This is a genomic window from Microbispora bryophytorum (assembly GCF_006874465.1).
In the GTDB taxonomy this organism is placed as follows: Bacteria; Actinomycetota; Actinomycetes; order Streptosporangiales; family Streptosporangiaceae; genus Microbispora; species Microbispora bryophytorum.
In genome coordinates, this window is record NZ_VIRL01000001.1 from 154,289 (window position 1) to 178,523 (window position 24,235).

Below are 24,235 nucleotides of genomic sequence, written 5' to 3' on the forward strand. Positions count from 1 at the left end.
CGGCTACTCCTTCACGAGTCCCGCGACCAGCAGAGCCTGGGCCGCGTCCGCCACCACGTCGAACGGCAATCCAGATCGTTCCGAGATGTCGAGCAGGCTGTGCGCGCCGTCGGACTGGTTCAGCACCCACAACATCGCCATCTGCGCCTGTTTCGTGTCGCTGCGCCCGCCGAGGGACTCGTACAGGCCGCGCCTGCCCAGCTGGGGCTCACCGTACGGGCTGAGATTCACGTAGGCGCGGTTGCGCTCCAGCATCCCGAAGGCCCGCACGCAGGCGTCCAGCGTGTCCCGCATCGCCTCCTCGGTGACGAAGTCCGGATCGTCCGCCGAGGTGTGGTACTCCGGATAGCCGGCGTACGGGGTCCTGGTCAGGCAGCCGACCGGCAGGTCGAACCCGGGCGAGCAATACTGCCGCTCGTCGTAGCCGTAAGGGGAGAAGTCCACCAGCGTGTGCGGGCGGTCCCGCAGGACGTGGGCGAAGACCCGGTCGATCTCGGCCTCCCCCCGCCGGCTGCGCTTGTAGGTGATCGGTCCGCGGTCTCCCGCGCAGGCGAGCACGATCCCGTGCCTGATCCGGCCGGCCCGGTCCCGGTTGCGCGCCAGCCAGGCGATGGAGCCGACGGTGCCCGGCGCGAACAGGAAGCGGTAGGTGTAGCGCCGCTCCTCCTGCGCCAGCAGCCGTGCCAGCCGGGTCGCCACCGCGACGCCCGCCAGGTTGTCGTTGGCCAGCGATGGGTGGCAGACATGGCACGAGATCAGGACCTCCTCCGCGCTGCGGCCCGGGATCACGTGCTCGCCGTACGTCAGGTGCCCGTCCGCGAGCGTCGAGTCGATCCGCACCTCGTACGGACCCGGTCCCATCCCCGCCAGCGTGTTCTCGCTGAGGCAGAACCCCCACGTCTCGGCGTAGTAACTGGTGCGGTACGGCACCAGGCCGGGCTGTCCGGGAAGCGTGTGCAGGTGGGGGCGGAGCTCCTCCAGGGTCATGGTCGCCGACACCGGCACGCTGTAGCCGACCACGTGCAGGTTGGAGGCCGCGAAGTCGACGATCCGGGTCCCGGAGGAGTCCTTGATGTAGGCGTCGCGGATGTTCCATTCCTTGGGAATGGTCCAGTCGAGGACCTGGGTGCCCGTGGGCACCTCGCTGATCTCCAGCGGGATCGACTCGCCGATGATCTCCAGGGTGCGCCGCAGGCCGGATCCGGTGATGCTGCGGCACAGCGGGTAGAGCCGCCTGACCAGCGCGTGCATCTCGCTCATGGGCGCAGCGAGGAGTCGACGGCGCCGGTCTCCCGCCGGTCGGACAGGCGGGCGAGCCGGGTGAAGCGGCGCTCGAAGTCCTCCCTGGTCAGTCCGTACTCGCGGTAGGCGTCGGCCAGTTCCACCGCGCCGTCCTTGACCGCCCAGCGGGCCTCGTACCCGGGGAGGGCGGCCCTGATTCGGGAGAAGTCCACCCGGTAGGAGCGCGGGTCGGCGCCCGCCTCACCGGTGATCACGAGCGTGGCGCCGGGCACGGCCTCGACGACCTCGGCCGCGATCTCCGCCACGGTCAGGTTGTTGCGCTCGGTGCCCACGTTGAACGCCTTGGCGTGCACCGCCTCCCTGGGCGCGGTCAGCGCGGTGGAGAACGCCTCCGCGATGTCGCGGGCGTGGACCAGCGGGCGCCAGGGCGTGCCGTCCGACAGCACGCGCACCTCTCCCGACAGGCACGCGTGGCCGACCAGGTTGTTGAGCACGATGTCGGCCCGCAACCTCGGCGAGAAGCCGAAGGCCGTCGCGTTGCGCATGAAGACGGGGGTGAAATCGTCGTCCGCCAGAGCGGCCAGGTCGTCCTCGACCCGGACCTTCGACTCCGCGTAGGGGGTCACCGGCCGGAGCGGCGCCTCCTCGCCCAGCAGGTCGTCGCCGCCCGACGCGCCGTACACCGAGCACGTGGACGCGTACAGGAACCGCCGCACTCCGGCGTCCCTGGCGAGCCGGGCCAGCCGCGTGGAGGCGTGGTGGTTGATGTCGTAGGTCAGCTCGGGGGCCAGCGAGCCGAGTGGGTCGTTGGACAGCGCGGCGAGGTGGACGACGGCGTCGAACCCCGCCAGGTGGTCGGGCCGGACGTCCCGCAGATCCACCGCGTACGTCTCGGGGTCGGCGGGCGGAGGGCCGAGCACGCAGTCGGCGAACAGCCCCGAGTCGAGGCCGACCACCTCGTGGCCGGCCTGGGCGAGCACCGGGGCCATGACCGTGCCGAGATAGCCCTGGTGTCCGGTCAGCAGTAGCCGCATCAGTTCTCCAGGTCGAGGGTGAGCTTGTCCACGTGGAAGGCCTCGGCGTACCGCGCGTGGCACTCGATCCCGCGGATGCGGGCGAGGCCGAGGAATGCCTCCGGGTCGTACCAGGGGCGGTGCCGTTGTGAGGGGTAGTGGCTCTGCAGCAGGGCGACCTTCTCCTCCGCCACGCCGGGGGTGAGCGGCTGGTAGACCGACGGCCGGCCGAGGTCGCCGTCCCACTTGACGATCTCGTAGCCCAGAACCAGGTGGTCGCGGAACCCGGTCGGCACCAGTTCGGCGAGACCCCGGTGATCCTGGTGCAGGTCGCCCCGGTGGGGGGCGACGACCAGGTCGGGGTCGCCCTCCGCGCGCAGTTCCTCGACGGCGTTCTTGGCCTCGTCCCAGTGGGCGGGCAGCCGCCCGTCGGGCAGCTTCAGCACGGTCAGCCGCAGGTCGGCGCCGGGGCAGAAGGCGGCGAGCGCGGCCCGTTCCTCGTCCTCCCGCGCGGTGCCGCCGCCGGACAGCACCAGGGCGTCCACGCGGACGCCGGGGTGCGCGGCGCAGAGGGTCAGCAGCGTGCCGCCCGCCCCGATCGCGATGTCGTCGCAGTGCGCCGCGAGTGCCGCGATCCTGCGCACGCGGCCGGGCCGCAGCCCGATCACACCTGCTCCCACAGCGCCCACGGCCGGTCGTCGCGCTCCCACGCCTGGTCCAGCTCCAGCCGCTGGTTGACGGTGTCGCTCGGCCGCCAGTAGCCGCGGTGGGGATAGGCGAGCAGGCGCCCGCGCTTGGCCAGCTCCGCGCAGCCGTCGGCCACGAGGTCGCCGTTCACGGGGATGTGGTCGAAGACCTCCTGGCGGAGCACGAAGAAACCGCCGTTGACCCACAACGGCATGTCGCTGACCGGCGTGATCGAGCCGACCCTGCCGTCCTCGCCCACGTCGACGCAGTGGAAGGTGTTGGACGGCGGGACCACCATCATCGACGCCCCGGCGTCCGCGGCGCGGAACCGCTCGACGATGTCGGACAGCGGCGCGTCGGTGAGCACATCCGCGTAGTTCGCCAGAAAGATCTCATCGCCCTCAAGATAGGGGCGTACCCGGCGAAGCCGTTCCCCGATGGGCGCGTCCACCCCGGTGTCCACGAGAGAGACCGACCAGTCGGAGATGTCGGTGGACAACAGGTCCACCCGGCCGTTGCGCAGGACGAAATCATTGGACGCCGTTTCCTGGTAGTTCAGGAAAAAACTCTTGATGTGTTGCGCGCCATATCCGAGACAGAGGATGAAATCCCGATGTCCGAAATGCGCGTAATACCGCATCACATGCCAGAGCAACGGACGGGGGCCCACGAGCTGCATCGGCTTGGGAATGTCCCCACCAGGAAGATCGCTGCGCATCCTGGTGCCCCGGCCTCCGCAGAAGAGGACGACTTTCACACGATCTCCAGTCTGGGGATCGGGAAGACCAGCCGGCCTCCCCACTCGCGTACGTACGAGAGCTGGGCGGTCAACTCCTCCCTCAGGTTCCACGGAAGCACCAGCACGTAGTCGGGGCGGTCGACGGCGATCTGCTCCGGCGGGAGGACGGGGATCCGCGCGCCGGGGGTGAACCGTCCGTGCTTGTAGGGATTCCGGTCCACCGTGTAACGCAGCAGGTCCGGGCGGATTCCGCAGTGGTTGAGCAGGGTGTTGCCCTTGCCGGGGGCGCCGTAGCCCACGACCGTTCTGCCCTGCGCGGCGGCGTCGAGGAGGAAGGTCAGCAGCTCCCGCCGGACCCGCGCCACCCGCTCGGCGAACTGCGCGTAGCCGGACAGCTCGTGCAGCCCGGCGGCCTTCTCCGCCGCCAGCACCTCGGCCACGCGCGGGCTCGGCTCCGCGCCGAGCTCCGCCGGGCGGGCCCACAGCCGGATCGATCCGCCGTGGGTCGGCAGCAGCTCGACGTCGACCAGGGCGAGCCCGCCGCTCGCGAGCGCCCGCTCGGCCGAGGCGACCGTGTAGTACTGGAAGTGCTCGTGGTAGATGGTGTCGTACTGATTGAGCTCCATGAGGGTCAGCAGGTGCTGCACCTCGATGGAGACCCAGCCCCGGTCGTCCAGGAGCGCGCGCAGCCCCCGGGTGAAGCCGATGACGTCGGGGATGTGCGCGTACACGTTGTTGGCCACGACGAGGTCGGCGGGCCCGTGCTCGGCCCGTACGGCGGCGCCCGTCTCCGGCCCGAGGAACGCCGTGACCGTCGGGACCCCGTTGTCCCTGGCCGCCTGGCCGACGTTCACCGACGGTTCGATGCCGAGGCACCGAATGTCGCGTTCCACAACGTGCCGCAGAAGGTAGCCGTCATTGCTCGCCACCTCCACCACGAACCGGGGGCGCAGCCGCTCGGCCGCGTCCGTCACGAACTGCCGCGCGTGCTCCACCCACGAGGTGGAGTACGACGAGTAGTAGGCGTACTCGGTGAAGGTGTCCTGCGGCGTGATGAGCGCGGGGATCTGGGCGAGCCAGCAGTCGGTGCACACCCGCAGATGCAGCGGATAGGTCGTCTCCGGCTCGTCGAGCTGCTCCGCGCCGAGGAACCGCTCGCACGGCGGCGTCGCGCCGAGGTCGACCACGCCGACGAGGCTCGCGGACCCGCACAGCCGGCACGTCGTCATCAGAACCTCCTCCGACCGCGCGGACAACGTCGCGCCGGCCGTTTTCCGGATGAATTCCGGGCAGGCGTAACCGACAGAAACTGAGCTGGCATTTCCCTCCCAGCACCGGAGTCCGACAGTCATAAGTCGGGCGATGGACCGCGAGCGTTACAAGACGCCTGTGTCATGATTCCGGCCATGGAGCGGATGAGTATCGAGGGAGCGTGGAGCTTCACCCCACGAATCCACAGCGACATCCGGGGCGACTTCCTCGAATGTTTCAGGGTGGGGGAGTTACGCGAGGCGATCGGGCACGGCATGGAGCTGGCCCAGGTCAACTGCTCGGTGTCCCGGCGCGGCGTGCTGCGCGGCGTCCATTTCGCGGAAGTACCGCCCGGCCAGGCCAAATACGTGACCTGCGTCTCCGGGGCGGTGCTCGACGTCGTGGTGGACCTGCGGGTGGGCTCACCGACCTTCGGCAAGTGGGAGGGGCTCGTCCTCGATGACGTGTCCCGGCGCGCGGTGTACGTGCCGGACGGCCTCGGCCACGCGTTCGCCGTCCTCAGCGAGCAGGCCACGGTGCTCTACCTGTGCTCCCAGCCGTACACGCCGGGGCGCGAGCACGGCGTGCACCCGCTCGATCCGGAGATCGGCGTCGACTGGCGGCTCGACGGTGAGCCGGTCCTGTCGGACAAGGACGCCGCGGCGCCCACGCTGAGCGAGGCGCTGGATTCCGGAATCCTCCCGAGATACCGGCCCTCCTGACCCGGCGGAAGCCCATACTGCTCGTGTGACGAGCGTCGTGATCCCCGCGCACAACGAGGCTCCGGTCCTCGGCCGCCTGCTCTCCGGGCTGCTGGGCGACGCCCGGCCGGGCGAGTTCGACGTCGTGGTCGTCGCGAACGGGTGCACCGACGAGACCGAGTCTGTCGCGCGGGCGCACGGCGTGCGCGTGCTGAGCACGCCGGTGGCGTCCAAACGCGAGGCGCTGCGTCTCGGCGACCGGGCGGCCCGCGGCTTTCCCCGGCTCTACGTGGACGCCGACCTCACCGTGAGCACCGCGAGCGTACGCGCGCTCGTGGCCCGTCTCGGCGACCCGGGCCCGCTGCTCGCGGCGGCGCCCGAACGCGATCTGGCGCTCGCCGGCCGGCCGTGGACCGTCCGCGCGTACTACGCGATCTGGACCCGCCTGCCGCACGTGCGCACGGGGCTGTTCGGCCGCGGAGTTATCGCGGTCACCGAGGCGGGCAACGACCGGATTCGCGCGCTCCCGCCGGTCATGGCCGACGACCTGGCCGCCTCCCTGGCGTTCGGCGAGGACGAGCGGGTGGTCGTGGCGGAGGCGCGGGCCGGGATCCAGACCCCCCGCACGTTCGCCGACCTGCTGCGCCGGCGTGTCCGCGCGGCGACCAGCGTGAGCGAGCTGGAACGCGAGACCGGTCCGGGCGGGCCGTCCGCGCGCACGAGCCTGGGCGACCTGGTCCTTATGGCCGCACGGGAGCCGTGGCTGCTCCCGGCGGCGGCCGTCTTCACCTGCGTCACGGTGCTGGCGCGGCGCAGGGCGCGCCGCGCCGTACGGGCGGGCGACTACACGACCTGGCTGCGCGACGAGAGCAGCCGGGCGCCGGGATCATGACCGGCGCGGCAGCTCGAACAGCCAGGCGTACAGGAGCCAGCCCAGCTCGTAGGGCCGGCATTCGCGGTCGACGGCGACCGGCGGGTAGAACCGGTCGAGGGTGGCGAGCCGGGCCGCCGGACGGGTGCGGGTGGCCACCGCGCGCAGGCCGCGCACCAGCTTCTTCGGGTCCGCCCTGGCCGCCTTCCGCCAGGTGAGGCTCAGCCGCTCGTCGATGAGGGACTCGTCGGACTCGGGCCGCTCGCTCATCCAGCGCACGCCCTCGCCGATCTCGTCCAGGTAGGCCGTCCCCCCGGCGTCGGCGAGGTCGAGCAGAGCCATCGGGGCCATCGCGAGCTGATGGACGCTGTAGACGGGATACCCCTCGACCACGGCGCCGGTGCGGGCGTCGTAGTGCCACCACCACTGGCCCTCGGCGCCCTGGGCCGCGCAGATCCCCGCGGCAATCTGTTCCGCGGCAGCGAGCGCGTCGGCGTCTCCGACCGCGGCGTGCAGCCGCGCCAGCGCCTGCAGCGGGTACACCTGGTCGGCGAAGCAGCCGACGTGCGCCCGGTACCAGGGCACGAGCGGCCCGGACGACGGACCGAGCACGTGCCGGTAGAGGCGGTCGGACGCCAGCCCGCCGAGCAGCCGGGCTCGGGCGCGTTCCAGCCTGCCGTCCAGCCCGGAACTCGCCCCCAGCGTCGTCCTGGCGGCGACGAGCGCGGCGAGCTCCCAGGCGGCCTCGACCGTGTACACCTGACCCGAGGAGGCGAGCCGGTCGATCCCGGCCAGGTGCCGCAGCGCCTCGTCCAGCCCCGGATGTCCGGTTTCCGCCGCCGCCCAGCAGATCAGGGCCGCGTCGCCGAGACCGCGCACGCCGGGCAGCCGCTCGACGAGGCGCCCGGCCAGGTCGGCGGCGGTGTCTCCGGCGAGCGCGGCGCGCTGCCGCTCCTCCGGGAGCGTGGCCACGCCGAGCGCGACGATCGCCGAATAACGCAGGCTGCGGCCCTCCGCGACGGCGTCCCACGTGCCGTCCGGCCGCCGCACGCCCCTGCGGGTGAACACGAACTCCCCGTCCACGTAGCCGGGCGGCAGTCCGCGCACCGCCAGGTCCACCATGGCCGGCAGCAGGCCGGCCGGCGCGCCCGGGCCCAGCAGGGCGATTCTGCGGTGCTGCGTCACGTTGTCACTCCAGAGAATCGGCGGAACTCGCAAGACGGCCGCGGCCACGGATCAGTCCCGCGGCCACGAGGAGGAGGAACATCCCGTTGGTCTTCAGATACCGGGGTCCGAGGCGCACCGGCTCCTGCAGCAGGCGGTACAGCCACTCGAACCCGAGGCGCTGCCAGGCACGCGGCGCCCGGCGGGTGTGCCCGGACAGCACGTCGAAGGCGCCGCCCACCCCGTGCACGACCTTCGCCCCGGTGGCCTCGCCCCAGTCTCGGACGAAGATCTCTTTCTTCGGCGAGGTCATGCCGAGGAACAGCAGGTCGGCTCCCGACAGCGCGATCTCCTCCGCGACCCGCGCGGACTCCTCGACCGGGAAGTAGCCGTCGCGGTACCCGGCGATCCGCAGGCCGGGGAAGTCGCGCCGCACCCGCTCGACCAGCAGGGCGAGCACCTCCGGCGTGGCCCCCAGGAAGTACGGCCGGTATCCGCGCCGCTCCCCCTCGGCCAGCAGCTCGGTGAACAGGTCGATCCCGGCCACGCGTTCCGGCAGCCGGTGGCCCAGAAGGCGCGCGGCCCACACGACGGCCTGCCCGTCGGCGAGAACGAGATCGCAGTCGAGCACCGACCGCCGCAGCTCGGGGTCCCGGCGCATGGTGACGATCTTCGCCGCGTTCACCACGCCGATGTCGAGCCGTCCGCCGCCGTCCACCGCCTCCACACAGGCGGCGACGACCTGCCGCATGGTCAGCGCGTCCAGCGTCATGCCCAGCACCGACCGCCTGTGTGCCCGTCCCGGCGCCGTCATCGGGGGACAGTCCTTTCCACAGCGTGCGCCACCGATCCGTCCACGAATCCCACCGTCCATTTACGCCGCCGCGGCATGCCGTCCATGGGTTGCCGTCCATGGGTTATCGCACGCACGCCCGCGAACGTCACAACTCGCCGGAGCCGGCGATCCGGGGCCAGGCGTCGCGCAGTGCCTCGCGCCAGTCCCGCATCGGGGTCAGCCCCGCCCTTCCCCATGCCTGGTGCCCGAGAACGCCGTACGCGGGGCGCCGGGCCGGGCGGGGGAAGTCCCGGCTGCTCGTGGGCCTGACGCGGTCCGGGTCGGCGCCGAGCAGGCGGAAGATCTCCCGGGCGTAGCCGTACCACGTCGTCTGACCGGCGTTCGTCCCGTGGTAGACGCCGGGGGCCGGGCTCGCACGCACCAGCCGCACGATCTGGGCCGCCAGGTCGGCCGTCCAGGTGGGCTGGCCGTGCTGGTCGTCCACCACGTGCACCGGGTCGCCCCCGGCGGCGAGCCTGATCATCGTCCTGGCGAAGTTCGGGCCGTGCGCGCCGTACAACCAGGCCGTGCGGACGACGTAGCCGCCGTGCCGCAGGACGGCCCGTTCCCCCGCCGCCTTGGTCCGCCCGTACGCGTTGACCGGGTTGACCGGCTCGTCCTCGGCGTACGGCGTCCGCGCCGTGCCGTCGAACACGTAGTCGGTCGACAGGTGGACGAGCGTCACGCCGTGGCCGGCGCACGCGGCGGCGAGCGGGCGCACGGCGTCACCGTTGACCGCCAGCGCCTCCCGCTCGCGTGTCTCCGCCTCGTCCACGGCCGTCCAGGCCGCGCAGTTCACCACGACGTCCGGTTTCGCCGTACGGACCGCCTCCCGGACGGCCGACGGGTCGCACAGGTCGAGGTCGCGCCGGGACAGCGCGGCGACGTCCTCTCCCTCGCCGGCCAGCAGTGCGGTGAGATCGGCGCCGAGCATGCCCGCGGCGCCGGTGACCATCCATCTCATGACGTCGCCGTCACCGGACCTCGGCCCGCAGCGGCTTCCACCACGACGGGTTGTCGGCGTACCACCGCACGGTCGCCTCCAGGCCGTCGTCGAAGGACACCTGGGGCGCGTAGCCGAGGGCACGCAGTTTCCGGTCGTCGAGGGAGTAGCGGCGGTCGTGCCCCTTGCGGTCCTCCACCCGTCTGACGAGGTCGGGCGAGGCGCCGAGCAGGTCGAGCAGGCGCCGCGTGAGCTCCAGGTTGGTCAGCTCGGCCGTGCCGGCCACATGGTAGATCTCCCCCGGCTCGCCCACCTCGGCGACGAGTTGAATGGCCCGGCAGTGGTCGGACACGTGGATCCAGTCGCGGACGTTGCCGCCGTCGCCGTACAGGGGGACGGGCCTGCCCTCGATCAGGTTGGTGATGAACAGCGGGACGACCTTCTCGGGGTACTGGTACGGCCCGTAGTTGTTCCCGCACCGCGTGACGCAGACCGGCAACTCGTGGGTGACCGCGTACGCGCGGGCGATCAGGTCGCCGCCCGCCTTCGAGGCGGCGTAGGGCGAGCGCGGCGCGAGCGGCGCGTCCTCGTCCCACGACCCCGTCTCGATCGATCCGTACACCTCGTCGGTGGAGACATGGACGATGCGCCTCACCCCGGCGGCCAGGCACGCGTCCATGAGCGTCTGCGTGCCCAGCACGTTGGTCCTCACGAAGTCCGCCGCGCCGTCGATCGACCGGTCGACGTGGGACTCCGCCGCGAAGTGGATCACCACGTCGTGGCCCGGCACCACCTCGTCGAGCAGGCCCGCGTCGCACACGTCACCGTGGACGAAGTCGTACCGCCCCTCCACCGGGGCGAGGTTGGCGAGGCTGCCCGCGTACGTGAGCCGGTCGAGCACCGTGACGGACGCCCCGGCGAAGGCCGGGTATCCGCCCGTGAGAAGCGTACGGACGTAGTGGGAGCCGATGAACCCGGCGCCGCCGGTGACCAGTAACTTCACCGGATTCTCCGGAGGAGGCCCAGTGCTTCAGGGCCGGGAGGAATCCGGACCCCGTGAGGGGTGGCCCGGCGAAGCCGGGGCAGCCCAGAGCGCGAAGCGCTCATGATTTGCTCCTTCCACTGACGGTCAGGCAAAGTACTTGTAAAATGCGAACATGCGTACGGCCTACAAGGTGCGGGTCTACCCCATCGCCGAACAAGTAGCGGTGCTGAACCGCACGTTCGGCTGCGTACGCCTGGTCTGGAACACGGTCCTGGCGTGGCGGCAGGCCCGCTACCGCGCCGAGGGCGTGACAATGCCCTATGCGCAGACCGACCGGTACCTGACCGAGCTGAAACGCGACGGCGGTCACGACTTCCTGTACGAGGTGTCCAGCGTCCCGTTGCAGCAGGCGTTGCGGCACCAGCACACGGCGTTCGTGAACTTCTTCGCCGGACGCGCCAAGTATCCGCGGTTCAAGTCCCGGCGTGGCAGGCAATCGGCGACCTACACCCGCTCGGCGTTTCGCTGGCGGAATGGGCAACTGTGGCTGGCGAAGATGGACGGCCCGATCGCGTTCGTGTGGTCCTGGCCGGAGGTCGACCCCACCACGATCGACCCGACCACGGTGACCGTCTCCCGCGACAGCGACGGCCGCTGGTACGCCTCCCTCGCGGTGGAGACCGCGACCGAACCCGAGCCGGCGCCCGCCACCAGCAGCCACACCGGGATCGACCTCGGGGTGACCCACTTCGCCGTCCTGTCCACCGGCGAGAAGATCCCCAATCCCCGCCATCTGGAGCGCAAAGCCAAAAAGCTGGCCCGCTACCAGCGCAGGATGGCCCGCAAACAGCGCGGCAGTAACAACCGGGCCAAGGCCAGGGCGAAGGTCGCCCGCGCCCACACCAAAGTGCGGGAAGCCCGCGCCGACTTCCTGCACCGCACCTCCGCCAGGCTGGTCCGCGACCACGACCTCATCGTGATCGAAGACCTCAACGTCAAAGGCATGATCCGCAACCGGTCCCTGGCGCGGGCGATCTCCGATTGCGGGTGGGGGGAGTTCCGCCGCCAACTGGAGTACAAAACCCAGCGGTGCGGGCGGCGCCTGATCGTGATCGATCGCTGGTACCCCTCGTCCAAGATCTGCTCGGTGTGCGGGCACCTGCTCGCCACCCTCAGCCTTTCCACCCGGCACTGGACGTGCCCGGACTGCGGCACCCGGCACGACCGGGACCTCAACGCCGCGAAGAACATCCTGGCCGCTGGTCGAGCGGTGTCTGCCTGAGGAGCTGACGTGAGTCCGCAAGGGTCCTCCCTTCGGCGGTCGGCGGTGAAGCAGGAAGCCCGGCCCGTGAGGGCGGGAATCCCGGTCCTTCAGGGCCGGGAGGAAGTCAAAGAAGGTCTACACCTGTCTTCGAGCTCGGGACTGGAACGGATTGTGCCGGACGGGCGGCAGGGCTCAGGAACTGATCTGGACTCTGCTGTGGTCCCCCAGCACCAGCCGGTGCGCCTTCGGCGTGTCCGGCGCCGGTGTGATCTCGACGTCGTGGCCGATCAGCGAGGCCTCGATCCGCCGGACCCCCTCGATGGACGAGCGGGCGAGCACGATCGAGTACTCGATCTCGCTGCCGCTGACCACGCAGTCGGCGCCGATCGACGTGAACGGGCCGACGTACGAACGGTCGACGACGGCCCCCGCACCGACGACCACCGGGCCGACGATGCGGGAGCGGCGCACCGAGGCGCCGGCCTCCACCACGACCCGGCCGATGAGCTCGGAGTCCTCGACGTCGCCGTCGACACGGCCCTCCAGGGATTCCAGCACCAGCCGGTTCACCTCGAGCATGTCGGCGACGTTCCCTGTGTCCTTCCAGTATCCCGAGATGACCGCGGGCTCGACCTCGTGGCCGGCGTCGATGAGCCACTGGATGGCGTCGGTGATCTCCAGCTCTCCCCGCCAGGACGGCTTGAGCTCCGCCACGGCCTCGTGGATCGCGGGGGTGAACAGGTAGACGCCGACCAGGGCGAGGTCGCTCTTCGGCTCGCGCGGCTTCTCCTCAAGGCCGACGACCCGGCCGTCGCCGGCCAGTTCCGCGACGCCGAACTGACGGGGATCGGACACCCGGGTCAGCATGATCTGCGCGCTCGGCCGCCGTTCCCGGAAGCGGCCGACCAGGCTCTCGATGCCGCCCACGATGAAGTTGTCGCCCAGATACATGACGAAGTCGTCGTCGCCGAGGTAGTCGCGGGCGATCAGGACGGCATGCGCCAGCCCGAGCGGCGCCTCCTGCCTGAGGTAGCTCGCCTGCAGGCCGAACCGGGACCCGTCGCCCACCGCCGCCTCGATCTCGTCCTGGGTGTCGCCCACGACGATGCCGACCTCGCTGACGCCGGCCGCCGCGATCGACTCGAGACCGTAGAACAGGACGGGCTTGTTGGCCACCGGGACCAGTTGCTTCGCGCGGGTGTGGGTGATGGGCCGCAGCCGGGTGCCGGACCCGCCCGCGAGCACGAGGGCCTTCATGTCAGTAGGCCCCCCTGCCGCCGGTGACCGCGGACCACGTCTTCCACAGGATCTGCAGGTCGAGCAGGAGCGACCAGTTCTCCACGTACCGCAGGTCCAGCCGGACCGACTCCTCCCAGGACAGATCCGACCTGCCGCTCACCTGCCACAGCCCGGTCATGCCCGGCCGTACGACGAGGCGCCGGTGCACGTCCGTGCCGTACCGATCGACCTCCGCGGGCAGCGGCGGGCGCGGCCCGACGAGCGACATCTCACCGCGCAGCACGTTGAGGAGCTGGGGCAACTCGTCCAGCGAGTAGCGGCGCAGCAGCAGGCCCACGCGGGTGATGCGTGGATCGTTCCGAATTTTGAACAACACGCCGTCCGATTCGTTGGATGTGGCCAGCACCGGCTTGAGCCGTTCGGCGTCCACGACCATGGTCCGGAACTTCAGCATGTGGAACTCACGGCCGTACCGGCCGATCCGGGTCTGCCGGAACAGGGCGGAGCCCGGGCTGGTGGCGCGCACGACCGCCGCGATGACCAGCATCGGGAAGAGCAGGACGAGGAGGAACGCGGCCGCCACGATCCGGTCGAAGCCGTTCTTGACGAGCCGCCGGGAGCCCTGGAGGTCGGGGTGCTCGACGTGCAGCAGCGGCATCCCCGCGACCGGGCGGACGCTGATGCGCGGCCCCGCGACATCCATCAGCGCGGGGGCGACGAACAGGTCGGTCCCCCGCGACTCGATCCCCCAGGCGAGGCGGCGCAGCGCGGCGCCGTGGAGTTCGGGACACGAGAGGACCGCCACCGCGTCGGCTTCGACCTTGTCGACCACGGCGGGCACGTCCCGGAAGTCTCCGAGCACGGGTACGCCGTCGACGTCGGAGCGCTGCCTGCGGTACTGCCCGTTCGGCAGGCAGGCGGCCACCACCTGCATGCCGTGGTACGGCTGCCGCCTGAGCTGCAACACCAGCTCGTGGACGGACTGCCGGTGCCCCACCGCCACGACCGGCCGCATGTACCGGCCCTTCATGCGCAGCCGGTGCAGCCGCTTGCGCATGCGGTGCCGGATCAGCAGTGTCAGCACCGTGGCGAGCGGCAACATCGCCATGACGTAGCTGCGGGCGACGTTCGTCTGCGTGAGGTACGCCCCGATCGCGACGGCCGCGATAAGGCCCAGGCCCGCCTGCGCGACCGCGCGGAACTCCTCGGTCCCCTCGCCGTGGGCGCGTCCGCGGTAGCCGCCGGCGACACCCACGACCAGCGGCCAGAAGATCGTCAGGGTCGCGCCGAACGCGAGGTCGTACACCGGGATGAAGGCGCCGAACCACAGGCGCGTGAACTCGACGGCGGCGAGGGCGGCGACAGCGCAGAGCAGGTCTCCCGCCATAAGGATCTTCGAATAGGAACCCGACAACGCGCTCACCGGCAGCCGCACATGGACTTTGCGGGGAAACCCCTCCGATTCCGCCAACTCCGTTTGCGATTCCATCTCACCGCGCCTAGGTAGTCGGACCGTCCAGGTGATTGACGCCTCTGGCGTCTCAAAGGTTGACCCACGACTCACCCATTTGAGGCGTGCCCGCACGAGGATGATGCTAGACAGCGACCGCCCGGTAGGGAACGTAAGCCGCCTGTCCACAATTGGTCGCAATGACCCCGCCTGGAGGGCTTGACGGGAACGGTCCAATATGGCACCACCGGCCCCCAGCACGGCATATACCGCCACTACAGACGATGCGTACCGTGCCTATACGGCCGCCTCATACGCGCCCGGGACGAGGAGTGACGGGCTCGCGAATGAGCGAATACGTGCCTCCCTGGACCTCGAGAACGCTATTTGGCCGAATCGACTCCACAATCCGACTCGGCCTTACCCGCCGGTTCAATGACATCGATTGCGATGCCGATTGGACAGCCGAGCGCGGGCCCGAACTCACCGAACCGCATTCGAAACAGCGCAGGAAGCCCACCCCGCCCCGTCGGCGGGCCCGCCGCCCCCACCTCTAGTCGTATTCGAGGTCGGGTAGCGGGGACGGCGGCTCCGGGCTGCGCCACACGACGACGTAGTCCGAGCATGCGCTCTCGACCGCGGTGCTCAGCCGGTCGAGGTCGAAGTCCGGCAGGTAGCGCAACCGGGCCAGGAAACTCGCGTCGGTCGCCGAGTGCGGGACCACGCAGCCCTCGCCCTCACGGTCCAGCAGGACGATGAAGACGTCCTCCGGCTGCCCGGGCGGATCCTGGTCGTCATGGCCGCCGACGCGGACCTCGACCACATCCTCCCAAGCGAGGGCCTCGACGCTGCCGTCGGCGTAGTGACGTGTCACACCTTCTTCGGTGACGTACACATAGGTGTCCGGCACTGGGTTGCCGTGCATGGGCGCGATTGTGACGACTTGGAGCGGCATGGTGCAAGGGAAACCGCACTGAGAAAGCGGTGCAAGGGAAACCGCGCCGAGAAAGCGGTGCGGGGGAATCGCGGCCACGGGGAACCACGGGGAACCGCGCGGGGGAAATCCGCACCCGTGGAGAACGTGCAGGAGGAATCGCCCGAAGCTCCTCCCGGCTCAGGGGTGCCGCCACCGCAGGTGCTCGCGCACCGCCCGGACGGCCTCGCTCGCCGGCCCCTCGGCGATGACCCGCAGCAGCGCGGCGTGCTCGGCGGCGAGCTCGCGCGGATCCTCGTACGCGGTCCTGAGCCCGGCCAGCCCGAGCCGCGTCTCGGCCGCGAGCGTGGCGTACAGGCGCTCCAGGCGGGGGCTGGCGGCGGCGGCGACGAGCGCCTCGTGCAGCGCCATGTGCTCGGCCACCACGGCCGCCCAGGGCGCACCCGGCGGCAGGCCGGACAGGCGGTCCAGCGCCTCCTCCGCCGCCGTCACCCGCCGCCCCGCGACGGCCTCGGCCATCAGCTCCTCCAGCGGCGCGCGTACGTACATGAGGTCGGCCAGGTCGGCGGAGGTGATCACCGGGACGTAGGCGCTGCGGTTGCGCTCGCGCCGCAGCAGTCCCTCGTGGACGAGCAGCGCCAGCGCCTCCCGCACGGTGGGGCGGGCCACGCCGTACCGTGCGGACAGCTCCTGCTCGGGCAGCGCGGCCCCCGGCTCGATGTCCCCGGACAGCACCCGCTCGCGCAGCGCGGCGGCGAGCGCCTCGACGGTGGAGACGGGCCTCAGGGTGGTCACGGGCCGAGCCTACTGGCGGCTTCCCGCCGCCGCCCGCGCCGTCCCGGGTGTGACGGCGTCCGGGTCGCGCGCCCCGGCGGGCAGCGCCACCACGACCAGCCCCAGGGCGAGCAGCGCCAGACCGGCCCAGGAGACGGGGGACAGGTGCTCGCGCAGCGCCACGACGCCCAGCAGGGCCGCGACGGCCGGCTCGGCCAGCGCGAGCGTGGCCGCCGTGGCGACGGGGGTCGTGCGCAGGCCCCGGCCGTACAGGAGATAGGCCAGTCCCGTCGTGGCGCAGCCGAGGTAGAGCGCGGTGAGCAGGCCGCCCGGGTGCGCGAGCCAGCCCGGTCCGGTCAGCACGAGGACCGGCAGCATGAGCACGGCCGCGCCGCCGAACAGAGCGCCCATGACGACCCCCGACGCCATCCCCCCGCCGATGGCCCGGGCCGCCACGACCGCGTAGAAGGCGTACAGGAGCCCGCCGAGGAGGGCGAGCGCGACACCTCCCGCGTCCACGCCTCCCGCGCCCACACCGCCCGTTCCCCTCCCGCCGGTGACGAGCACCGCGCATCCGGCGACCGCGGCGGCCGTGGCAAGCGCCCAGCGCCCGCTCGGCCGCTCGCGCCCGGCGATCCAGGACAGGAGACCGGTGAAGACCGGGCCGCTGCCGATGGCCACGACCGTGCCGATCGCCACGCCCGTCCTGGCGACCGCGGCGAAGTAGCACAGCTGGTAGGCCGCGACCGCGACGGCTCCCAAGATCAGCGACACGATCGGCGACCGGCGCGCGGGAACGTTCCCATTCGAGGTGCGGCGGTACGTGACCAGCGCCAACGTCCCCAGCAGGGCCCCGCCGAGCACGAGGCGGGCCGCGGCCAGCGATACGGAGGCGGCGGAGGCGAGGGTGCCGACGGTGCCCGCGGTCCCCCACAGGACGGCCGCCGCCACCACCGCGAGCGGGCCGGATCTGGAGTTCATGGGCAGATTGTCTGACAACTAGACAGCGATCAGCAAGAGCTTTGCTCCACAACGTCGAGACTGTGCCGATATGGGGCTGTGGCCCAAGTCGTTAGGAACGATCCCTGGTAGCGGAGACTGACGCATTGCTATGGTTTCGCCACTGTTAACACGTGTGTAACCGACGGGCAGGTCTGATGGCTGGTCGGAAACGGTCCATCCGCTTCAAAATATTCGCGATTCTGCTAGTGCCTTTGACCGCCCTGGTGGTGATCTGGGGGTTCGCCGCCGCACTGACCATCGAGCAGGGGAAGCAGCTCCTGCGCATTCAGAAGGTCTACGACAACATCGTCTATCCCGTCGGTGAGGCCATCAACGAGCTGCAGAGCGAGCGGTTCGTGTCGGTGAGCTACCTCGCCTGGCGCACCTCTGCGCTGCACACCGACCTTCGGGTGCAGCGCCGCAAGACCGACGCCACCGCGGTTCTGCTGACCCGTCTGTCGGAGCAGGCCCGCGACGAGACGCCTGCCGCCATGTGGGACCGGCTCCAGGACCTGATCCGGCAGTTGGACCGGCTCGACGTCCTGCGTGGCCAGGTCGACGACAAGCGGCTCACCCGCCTCGACGTGATCGAGGAGTACAGCTCGGTCGTCGAGACCGCCCACCAGGTCTACGACCGGCTGATGATCTCCCCGGACATCGACATCATCGAGCAGACCAAGGCGCTGATCCTCATCACCCGCAGCCGCGAGATGGTGAGCCAGCAGTCCGCGCTCGTGCTGGGCGCCCAGGCGTCCGGGCGGATGACGCAGGACGAGCGGGACGCCTTCTCCGGGATGGTCGGCAAGCGCCGCCTGCTCTACCAGCTCGGCACGAGCCAGCTCGACGCCGGCCTGCTCAAGCAGTACGGCACGCTGAACTCCACCCCGACCTACACGTCGTTCCTCTCCCTGGAGGACGACGTGATCGCCAGGGTGCGGCCGGGGCAGCCGCTTCCGCCGGAGGCGATCGCCTGGCCGACGACGGCCCAGGCCCTGACCCGTCAGCTCACCGAGACGACCGGCGCGGCCGCCGGCGTCACCGCCGCCCGCGCCGCGCCGCTGGCGCAGAGCGTGCTCTGGGACATCGGCATCGTCGGCGGGCTCGGCCTCGCGGCCGTGCTCGCGACCGCGTTCATCTCCTTCCGGTTCGCCCGTACGGTGACCGGCGAGCTGAGCATGCTGCACCGGGCCGCGGCCGACCTGGCCGGACGGCGACTGCCCGACCTGGTACGACGGCTGCGGCGCGGCGAGGACGTCGACGTGGCGGCCGAGACGCCGCCGATGGCCCAGGCCAGCGGCACCGTCGAGATCGAGAACGTCGGCCGCGCCTTCACCTCGGTGCAGCACACCGCGATCGAGGCGGCCGTCGGCCAGGCCGAGCTGCGCAAGGGCGTCAACAAGGTCTTCCTGAACCTGGCCCGGCGCAGCCAGTCGCTGCTGCAGCGGCAGCTCGGCATGCTGGACGGCCTGGAGAAGGAGATCACCGACCCCGACCTGCTGGAACGGCTGTTCGGCGTCGACCATCTCACCACCCGCATGCGCCGCCACTCGGAGGGCCTGATCATCCTGTCCGGCGCCGTGCCCGGCCGCGGCTGGCGCAACCCGGTCCGGCTGTACGACGTGGCCCGCGCCGCCACCGAGGAGGTGGAGGACTACCTGCGGGTCGACGTGAACATGCCGCACGGGTACTCGCTCGCGGGCGGCAGCGTCACCGACGTCGTCCACCTGCTCGCCGAGCTGATCGAGAACGCCACGGTCTTCTCCCCGCCGCAGACCCGCGTGCAGGTCAGGGGGGAGCTGGTCGCCCGGGGCTTCGCCATCGAGGTCGAGGACCGCGGGCTCGGCATCCCCTCGGAGGAGCTGGCGCACATCAACGCGCGGCTCGCCGACCCGCCGGAGTTCGACCTGGCCGACAGCGACAGGCTCGGGCTGTTCGTCGTCGGGCTGCTGGCCCGGCGGCACAACATCCGCGTCTCGCTGCGCACCTCGCCGTACGGCGGGACCAGCGCCGTGCTCCTGCTCCCGCAGGAGATCGTGGTGGAGAACGACACGAGGGAACCGACGGTCGAGCGCCTCGCCCAGCCGGAGGCCCCGCCCCCCGCCCTGGCCCTCACGCCGCCGATCGGCGGCGGCGGCGCCCAGGATTCCCTGCCCCGCCGGGTGCGGCAGGCCAACCTGGCGCCGCAGCTCATGGAGGAGCAGGGTGACCTGTTCTCCTCCTTCCAGGCGGGCTGGCGACGCGCTCAGGAGGACTCGTGACCGAGCAGGAGGACGGGCCGCTACTGCGTCCCTACACGCTCACCCGTGGCCGTACGCGTCCGAGCGGGCCCGAGTTCGATCTGATGACCGTCATCAGGACGGCTCCCGCGGCGTACAGCGGGATCTCCGGGCTGGCCCCCGAGCACTGGCGGATCCTGCAGCTGTGCCGGATCCCGGTGTCCGTGGCCGACCTGGCCTCGGAGCTCGGCCTGTCGCTGAACGTCGTGCGCATCCTGCTGAGCGACCTGCGCGACCAGGGGTTGATCAGCGCGCGGCCGCAGGCCACCGTCGCCCAGCTGCCCGAGGAACGCATCCTCCGCGAGGTGATCCAGGGACTCCAGGCGCTGTGAGGCGTCGGGAGTCCCCCTCGCGGGGCGTCGCCCGCTCTTACCGGTCCGTCACCAGTCCGTCTCGCAGGACTCGAGAAGCCGCTGCACATGCCACCGGGCCGGTGTCGTCAGCTCGTCGGCGTACCGGTCCAGCAGGGCCGCGCACGCCACCGCGTCGGCGGTCTCGACCGACGGCAGCACCAGGATCTCCTCCTCGCCGTCGAGCACGAGGCCGCCCCGCACGCTGAACATCTCCCCGCCGACCGCGACGGCGGTCTCGAACACGAGGTCGTGCCCCGGGAGCGCCAGCGCGGCGCCGAGCCGTACGGCGGGCCCGGCCAGGTCGGAGACGGGCTCGACGCGGACGTGGGGGAAGAAGTCGCGGGAGACGGACCGTCCCATCTCGCTGAACCGCGCCGCCGTTCGCATCAACGTTGCCAGGAGTTCGGCGGCACCCTGACTGTTGGCGTCCACCCCCGCAGGGTAGATCATGGAAAGTTGCGGTTTGGCCAATATTTAGGTTGGACCGGAGATTTCCCCTAAAAGGGCGGCCTCAGCGAAAGGCGTAGCACTCCACCTCGGCCCGCCGGCGGGTCAGCCCGCCGCCCACCGACTCCTCGACGCAGGAACGCTGCGGGGCGCTGAGTTCGAGCACGCCGCAGACGCTGACCCCGGAGTACGCGCGGCAGTCGAGGCCCGGATTGAACGCACCCACCTTGTACTGCTCGCGCACCTGCGTATGGCAGCGGTCCCGCGCCTCCGGCGTTTTCGCGTAGCGGCATTGGCCGACGAGGATGTCGTACTGCTCCTGGCTCACCTCCTGCCGCTTCACGCCCCCTTTGGGAAGCGCGGGCGCCTGCGGCTGACTCCCGGCCCACGGGCCGATCGTCGGGTGGCCGCCGGTCCCGGCGGCCACCGTGGCGACTGCGGCGACCGTGCCGAGCATGGTCATCGCAGCGAGCACGGCGACAGCGACGATCTTTCTCATGGCGATCCTCCCGAGCAGGAACGTACCCACGGGCGAACGGCCGCCCCCCTGCGCCGCGCCGGGCCCGCATGGACGGTCGTGACCTGCGTCACATCGAAGTCGACGCATGCAATACAGGAAGTAAATACACCATTGCGAAGTGTGACGACGGATGATCAAGGGTAAGTGAGGCCACGGAACCGACGGGGACGGCGTTGACGCCGTTCGCAACCCGTTCTTCGGTTCGAAATCCGGTCATTTCCGACACAACGGAGCTTTTACGTGCGATTTGTTCACGGAATCACGGCAGCGCTGGTCCTCAGCGGCCTCACTGTCACCGGCGCGGTCACCGGCGCGGGCGCGAGCGCGCTGGCCGACGCGGGCCCGCAGCCCACGTCCCGCGCCGTCGTCGACGGCTACCAGGTCGTGACGCTGCCCAACGCGAACGTGCCGAACTTCACCCGGCGCACCGTGTACTGCCCCGCGGGCAAGCGCGCCGTGGGCGGCGGCGGCGAGGCGCAGGGCAACGACGCGGTCCTCGTGGGCAGCTTCCCCACCCCGGACGGCGCCGGATGGATCGCGCTCGGCCGGCAGAACTCCTACAACACCGTCGGCATCAGCGTCTACGCCATCTGCGCCAACGCCTGATCAAGTCACACGCTGCGCGGGGGAGCGGGCAGCGCCCGCTCCCCCGCGCGCATGACGCCGTGACGCGCCGGTCAGCGAGCGCTGACGGGCGACGGCTCCGGGCTCGCGGCCGGTTCCCTCCTGACGCAGGGGGAGGAGGTCGCGCCCAGCGTCAGGCGGGCCGGCAACCCCGTCGTCAGGCTCTGACGGCCGGCGCGTGCCAGCCCGCTCACGGTCAGCGTCCCGTCGCACGGCCACCCGTCCGCCCGCTCGGACGACCGGTCCCACACGGCCAGCGGACCGTCCAGACTCGCGGTGAGCAGATACTGCAGCGGGGTGCGCGGCAGGAACAGGTCGACGTCGGGCGTCGCGTGCCGTACGGCCCGGGGCAGCATCGGCTCGCGCAGCCGCACCAGCGTGGCCGGCTCGGCACGCTCGACCAGCGCGCGGATGTCGGGAGCGGAGAGGTTCGCCACCTCCCGGGCCGTCGAGACGTTCCTGACCAGCACCCGCACCGGTCCCGACGCGCCGTCCATGCGGGCCAGCGCCTGCTCGGACCTGGCGTCGCAGACGACCTGGTCGGCGAACAGGTCGCGCACCCCGGCCACTCCCCCGGCCCCGATCGCCGCGACGGCCGCCGCCAGCGCGTCCACGCCCGTGACGGCCTCCCACCACAGGGCGGGGCCGCAGGCCGCGCAGCCCGTCGCGACGGAGGCCGATCTGCGGACGTCCGGCTCCCGGCTCTCCCGTCCGCAGTCCTCGCACAGGACGGCCGAGGGCGTCGCGGCCGTGGGCGGGCGGCAGTCGTCGCAGCAGACGAGCGGATACAAATACCTGCGGCCGGTCCGGTCGAACAGCTCACGCACGCAGGCCGAACAGAGCCCCCGCTCACTCCGCCGAGCGCGGGGGGATGCCGAGATGACCATGGAAGCGGCACTGCCCCCGGCCGGCCGCCCTAATCACACTGGTCACATGATTCTCAGGAGCGCCTGACCTGCGGTCACGCCGTACGGGACGGCTCAGCCGTCGGCGAGGGCGCGCAGGGACGGGCGGAGCGTTTCGGCGATCCGTTCGGGAGACGCGCCGCGCAGGGCCGTGAGGCCGAGCAGTTGATGGGCGATCGTCACGCCCAGCATCGTGCTGACCATCAGGGCCGCCCGCAGCTCGGCGTCGCCGGAATCGATCGCGTCCGCCAGTTGCGCCACCTGGCCGTCGAGCTTGCCGCGCACCTCCTCGGCCGCGTCGGGGTGGGTGAGCATGGAGCGCATCATCGCCAGCGTCGCCTGCGGCAGCGGCCCCGTCTTCATGCCGATCCTGCCCAGCAGCTCCTCGACCGGGTCCAGCTCGCCGTCCAGCGGCGGGATCGACGGGATCCGCACGGCCTGCTCGAACAGCTCCTGCTTCGACCCGAAGTACTGCATGACCAGGGCCGGATCGACTTCCGCGGCCGCCGCCACGGCCCGGATCGTCGTGCGCTGGAAGCCGCACTCGGCGAAGATCGCCCGCGCGGCGGACAGGATGCGCTCCTCAGTGCGGCGCCGGCGCTCTGCCCGGCTCGTCGGCGTCCCCTCCACGGGACGACTCTACCGGCGTTGACCACATCGGCCCGTTCGCTCTACAGTCGTTGAGTCAACAAGTGTTGAGCGAAGTGCTTTTCCACTGATCGGAGCGAACGAATGCAGCTCACCCCGCGCGAGGTCCTGGCCCGCTATCACCGGGCGATGGTCGACAGGTCGGCCGACGACCTCGCCGACCTCTACGCCGCCGGCGCCCTTCACACGTTCCCGTTCCGGGCGCCGCTGTTCCCCGCCCGGTTGGAGGGGCGGGAGGAGATCCGCGCCCTCTACCGCGCGACGTGGGGCGCGAGCCCCGTACGGCTCACCGAGATCCACGACGTCGTCGTCCACGATGCGGCCGATCCCGAGGTTGTCACCGGCGAGTGGGAGGGCACCGGCACGGTCGAGCCGGACGGCCGGCCGTTCCGGGCCACGGGCCTGCTGACCCTGCGCGTACGGGACGGCGAGATCGTGGAGACGCGCGACTACATGGACGTGTTCGGCACCTACCACGCGATGGGCCGGCTGAAGGACGTCGTGGCCGCCACGGAGAACTGGACTGCGGAGAACGCCGCCGCCGGGAACCCTGCCGCCGGCAACCCCGCCGCCACGGCCTGATCGGGGTCGCACGCCTGCCCGCGGGCGCGGCCACAATGGTGACCATGACGATCTCGGGGACCGTGGTCCGCCGGGCGGAAGCGGCGGACGCCGCGGCTCTCGTCCGCCTGCGCGCCGTGATGCTGGAGGACATGGGGGCGGAGGTCGGGGACGACAGCGCGCCCTGGCGGGCGTCGGCCGAGGCGTGGTTCGCCCGGCGGCTGGGCGATCCGGAGGACTTCGCCGCGTTCGTGGTGGACGACCCGGAGCTCGGCGTGGTGAGCTGCGCGGCCGGCACCTGCGACCCCCACGCTCCGGGGCCGACCAACCCGAGCGGCCTGCAGGGCCACGTCTTCAACATCTGCACCGACCGGCGCCGTCGCCGACTCGGCCTCGCGCGCCTCTGCCTCGACGCGCTGCTCGCCTGGTATCGCACCGAAACCGAGGTCCGGACGATCGACCTCAACGCCACGTCGTACGGGATCGAGCTGTACCAGTCCTTCGGGTTCGACGAGCCCCGCTATCCGGCTCTCCAGCTGCGGCTGGGCCCGCCGCTCGGGCGCGGTTTCACGAGCCATCAAAGGTCGAGCCGGTAGCGAGCGGTCCGGCGCGTCGGCACGTGTCCGAGTGTGTGGCCGAGTGCGCGGCCGAGTGGTTTCCAGGTGCGCCGCCGAGGCCGCGCCCGCGGGCGCTCGGGAACGACGCCGGTGCCCCGCCTGAGTCATGAGTCCTCCACGACCTCACATGGCCCACCCCCTGAGCTGGGCTATCGTGAAAAATGCCGCCGATGTCCGGGCGTCGTGCCGG

The 24,235-nt window shown here is 71.3% G+C and carries 25 protein-coding genes and 1 pseudogene; 8 read left to right on the top strand and 18 right to left on the bottom strand.

Annotated features, from left to right (window positions below):
• Positions 1-3: 3 nt before the first annotated feature.
• The 5 genes from FLX07_RS00765 to FLX07_RS00785 are packed head-to-tail and all read right to left on the bottom strand — an operon-like array spanning position 4 to position 4,910.
• Positions 4-1,260, bottom strand: coding sequence for a DUF4910 domain-containing protein (locus tag FLX07_RS00765; RefSeq protein WP_208762019.1), 1,257 nt, complete (start codon positions 1,258-1,260; stop codon positions 4-6).
• Entirely contained in the window at positions 1,257-2,276 is a 1,020-nt protein-coding gene (locus FLX07_RS00770; RefSeq protein ID WP_142567474.1) for an NAD-dependent epimerase/dehydratase family protein, read from the bottom strand. The genes FLX07_RS00765 and FLX07_RS00770 overlap by 4 nt, the downstream gene beginning before the upstream one ends.
• Positions 2,276-2,923 (bottom strand): PIG-L deacetylase family protein, encoded by a 648-nt coding sequence (locus FLX07_RS00775; RefSeq protein WP_142567475.1) that lies wholly within the window; start codon positions 2,921-2,923, stop codon positions 2,276-2,278. Before FLX07_RS00775 ends, FLX07_RS00770 begins: the two co-directional genes overlap by 1 nt.
• Complete coding sequence (locus FLX07_RS00780; protein WP_142567476.1) at positions 2,920-3,699, bottom strand: glycosyltransferase family protein; 780 nt, start codon at positions 3,697-3,699, stop codon at positions 2,920-2,922. The genes FLX07_RS00775 and FLX07_RS00780 overlap by 4 nt, the downstream gene beginning before the upstream one ends.
• Positions 3,696-4,910 (bottom strand): class I SAM-dependent methyltransferase, encoded by a 1,215-nt coding sequence (locus FLX07_RS00785; protein ID WP_142567477.1) that lies wholly within the window; start codon positions 4,908-4,910, stop codon positions 3,696-3,698. The genes FLX07_RS00780 and FLX07_RS00785 overlap by 4 nt, the downstream gene beginning before the upstream one ends.
• Positions 4,911-5,087: 177 nt before the next feature.
• Here FLX07_RS00785 and rfbC point away from each other — a divergent pair, with 177 nt between their 5' ends.
• A complete protein-coding gene (gene rfbC / locus FLX07_RS00790; RefSeq protein ID WP_142567478.1) occupies positions 5,088-5,654 on the top strand; it encodes a dTDP-4-dehydrorhamnose 3,5-epimerase in 567 nt (188 codons plus the stop codon).
• 25 nt (positions 5,655-5,679) lie between these two features.
• Positions 5,680-6,525: a glycosyltransferase family 2 protein gene (locus FLX07_RS00795; RefSeq protein ID WP_142567479.1), complete on the top strand. Its 846-nt coding sequence runs from the start codon at positions 5,680-5,682 to the stop codon at positions 6,523-6,525.
• Here the strand turns inward: FLX07_RS00795 and FLX07_RS00800 are convergent.
• From FLX07_RS00800 to rfbB, 4 genes are all read right to left on the bottom strand, one after another.
• Positions 6,520-7,689: a hypothetical protein gene (locus tag FLX07_RS00800; protein WP_142567480.1), complete on the bottom strand. Its 1,170-nt coding sequence runs from the start codon at positions 7,687-7,689 to the stop codon at positions 6,520-6,522. The genes FLX07_RS00795 and FLX07_RS00800 overlap by 6 nt on opposite strands.
• A 4-nt stretch (positions 7,690-7,693) precedes the next feature.
• The gene (locus tag FLX07_RS00805; protein WP_142567481.1) at positions 7,694-8,482 is read right to left on the bottom strand and encodes a WecB/TagA/CpsF family glycosyltransferase; all 789 of its coding nucleotides are present in this window, start codon (positions 8,480-8,482) and stop codon (positions 7,694-7,696) included.
• A 127-nt stretch (positions 8,483-8,609) separates the two neighbouring features.
• Complete coding sequence (gene rfbD, locus FLX07_RS00810) at positions 8,610-9,467, bottom strand: dTDP-4-dehydrorhamnose reductase (RefSeq protein WP_142567482.1); 858 nt, start codon at positions 9,465-9,467, stop codon at positions 8,610-8,612.
• Positions 9,468-9,477: 10 nt separating this feature from the next.
• Positions 9,478-10,449, bottom strand: coding sequence for a dTDP-glucose 4,6-dehydratase (gene rfbB, locus FLX07_RS00815; RefSeq protein WP_142567483.1), 972 nt, complete (start codon positions 10,447-10,449; stop codon positions 9,478-9,480).
• A gap of 154 nt (positions 10,450-10,603) precedes the next feature.
• On the opposite strand from rfbB, the pseudogene FLX07_RS00820 reads away from it, so the two are divergent.
• A pseudogene (locus tag FLX07_RS00820) lies at positions 10,604-11,791 on the top strand (RNA-guided endonuclease InsQ/TnpB family protein); the annotation flags it as partial.
• Between the two features lie 96 nt (positions 11,792-11,887).
• Here FLX07_RS00820 and FLX07_RS00825 read toward each other — a convergent pair.
• The 5 genes from FLX07_RS00825 to FLX07_RS00845 form a co-directional block, all read right to left on the bottom strand.
• Positions 11,888-12,952, bottom strand: coding sequence for a glucose-1-phosphate thymidylyltransferase (locus tag FLX07_RS00825; RefSeq protein WP_142567485.1), 1,065 nt, complete (start codon positions 12,950-12,952; stop codon positions 11,888-11,890).
• Between the two features lies 1 nt (position 12,953).
• A complete protein-coding gene (locus FLX07_RS00830) occupies positions 12,954-14,423 on the bottom strand; it encodes a sugar transferase (RefSeq protein ID WP_189104850.1) in 1,470 nt (489 codons plus the stop codon).
• Positions 14,424-14,937: 514 nt separating this feature from the next.
• On the bottom strand, positions 14,938-15,309 hold the full coding sequence (locus FLX07_RS00835; RefSeq protein WP_142567486.1) for a hypothetical protein: 372 nt from the start codon (positions 15,307-15,309) through the stop codon (positions 14,938-14,940).
• Positions 15,310-15,498: 189 nt separating this feature from the next.
• On the bottom strand, positions 15,499-16,113 hold the full coding sequence (locus tag FLX07_RS00840; RefSeq protein ID WP_142567487.1) for a GntR family transcriptional regulator: 615 nt from the start codon (positions 16,111-16,113) through the stop codon (positions 15,499-15,501).
• Between the two features lie 9 nt (positions 16,114-16,122).
• Positions 16,123-17,073: a DMT family transporter gene (locus tag FLX07_RS00845; RefSeq protein ID WP_142567488.1), complete on the bottom strand. Its 951-nt coding sequence runs from the start codon at positions 17,071-17,073 to the stop codon at positions 16,123-16,125.
• 233 nt (positions 17,074-17,306) lie between these two features.
• On the opposite strand from FLX07_RS00845, the gene FLX07_RS00850 reads away from it, so the two are divergent.
• Positions 17,307-19,352, top strand: coding sequence for a sensor histidine kinase (locus FLX07_RS00850; RefSeq protein WP_167748061.1), 2,046 nt, complete (start codon positions 17,307-17,309; stop codon positions 19,350-19,352).
• Positions 19,349-19,702, top strand: a complete 354-nt coding sequence (locus FLX07_RS00855; protein WP_142567490.1) for a DUF742 domain-containing protein — start codon at positions 19,349-19,351, stop codon at positions 19,700-19,702. Before FLX07_RS00850 ends, FLX07_RS00855 begins: the two co-directional genes overlap by 4 nt.
• Before the next feature lie 48 nt (positions 19,703-19,750).
• On the opposite strand, the gene FLX07_RS00860 is transcribed toward FLX07_RS00855, so the two are convergent.
• Both FLX07_RS00860 and FLX07_RS37345 read right to left on the bottom strand, forming a co-directional pair.
• A complete protein-coding gene (locus FLX07_RS00860) occupies positions 19,751-20,155 on the bottom strand; it encodes a hypothetical protein (protein WP_142567491.1) in 405 nt (134 codons plus the stop codon).
• A 79-nt stretch (positions 20,156-20,234) separates the two neighbouring features.
• Positions 20,235-20,669, bottom strand: a complete 435-nt coding sequence (locus FLX07_RS37345) for a hypothetical protein (protein ID WP_223852882.1) — start codon at positions 20,667-20,669, stop codon at positions 20,235-20,237.
• Between the two features lie 261 nt (positions 20,670-20,930).
• Between FLX07_RS37345 and FLX07_RS00870 the strand changes: the two genes are divergently transcribed.
• On the top strand, positions 20,931-21,296 hold the full coding sequence (locus tag FLX07_RS00870) for a hypothetical protein (RefSeq protein ID WP_142567492.1): 366 nt from the start codon (positions 20,931-20,933) through the stop codon (positions 21,294-21,296).
• A 71-nt stretch (positions 21,297-21,367) separates the two neighbouring features.
• On the opposite strand, the gene FLX07_RS00875 is transcribed toward FLX07_RS00870, so the two are convergent.
• A complete protein-coding gene (locus FLX07_RS00875) occupies positions 21,368-22,201 on the bottom strand; it encodes a carbamoyltransferase HypF (RefSeq protein WP_142567493.1) in 834 nt (277 codons plus the stop codon).
• 93 nt (positions 22,202-22,294) lie between these two features.
• Positions 22,295-22,849 (bottom strand): TetR/AcrR family transcriptional regulator, encoded by a 555-nt coding sequence (locus FLX07_RS00880; RefSeq protein ID WP_142567494.1) that lies wholly within the window; start codon positions 22,847-22,849, stop codon positions 22,295-22,297.
• A gap of 102 nt (positions 22,850-22,951) precedes the next feature.
• On the opposite strand from FLX07_RS00880, the gene FLX07_RS00885 reads away from it, so the two are divergent.
• Both FLX07_RS00885 and FLX07_RS00890 read left to right on the top strand, forming a co-directional pair.
• Positions 22,952-23,449, top strand: a complete 498-nt coding sequence (locus FLX07_RS00885) for a nuclear transport factor 2 family protein (protein WP_142567495.1) — start codon at positions 22,952-22,954, stop codon at positions 23,447-23,449.
• A gap of 44 nt (positions 23,450-23,493) precedes the next feature.
• The gene (locus FLX07_RS00890) at positions 23,494-24,024 is read left to right on the top strand and encodes a GNAT family N-acetyltransferase (protein ID WP_208762020.1); all 531 of its coding nucleotides are present in this window, start codon (positions 23,494-23,496) and stop codon (positions 24,022-24,024) included.
• The last annotated feature ends 211 nt before the right edge of the window (positions 24,025-24,235 follow it).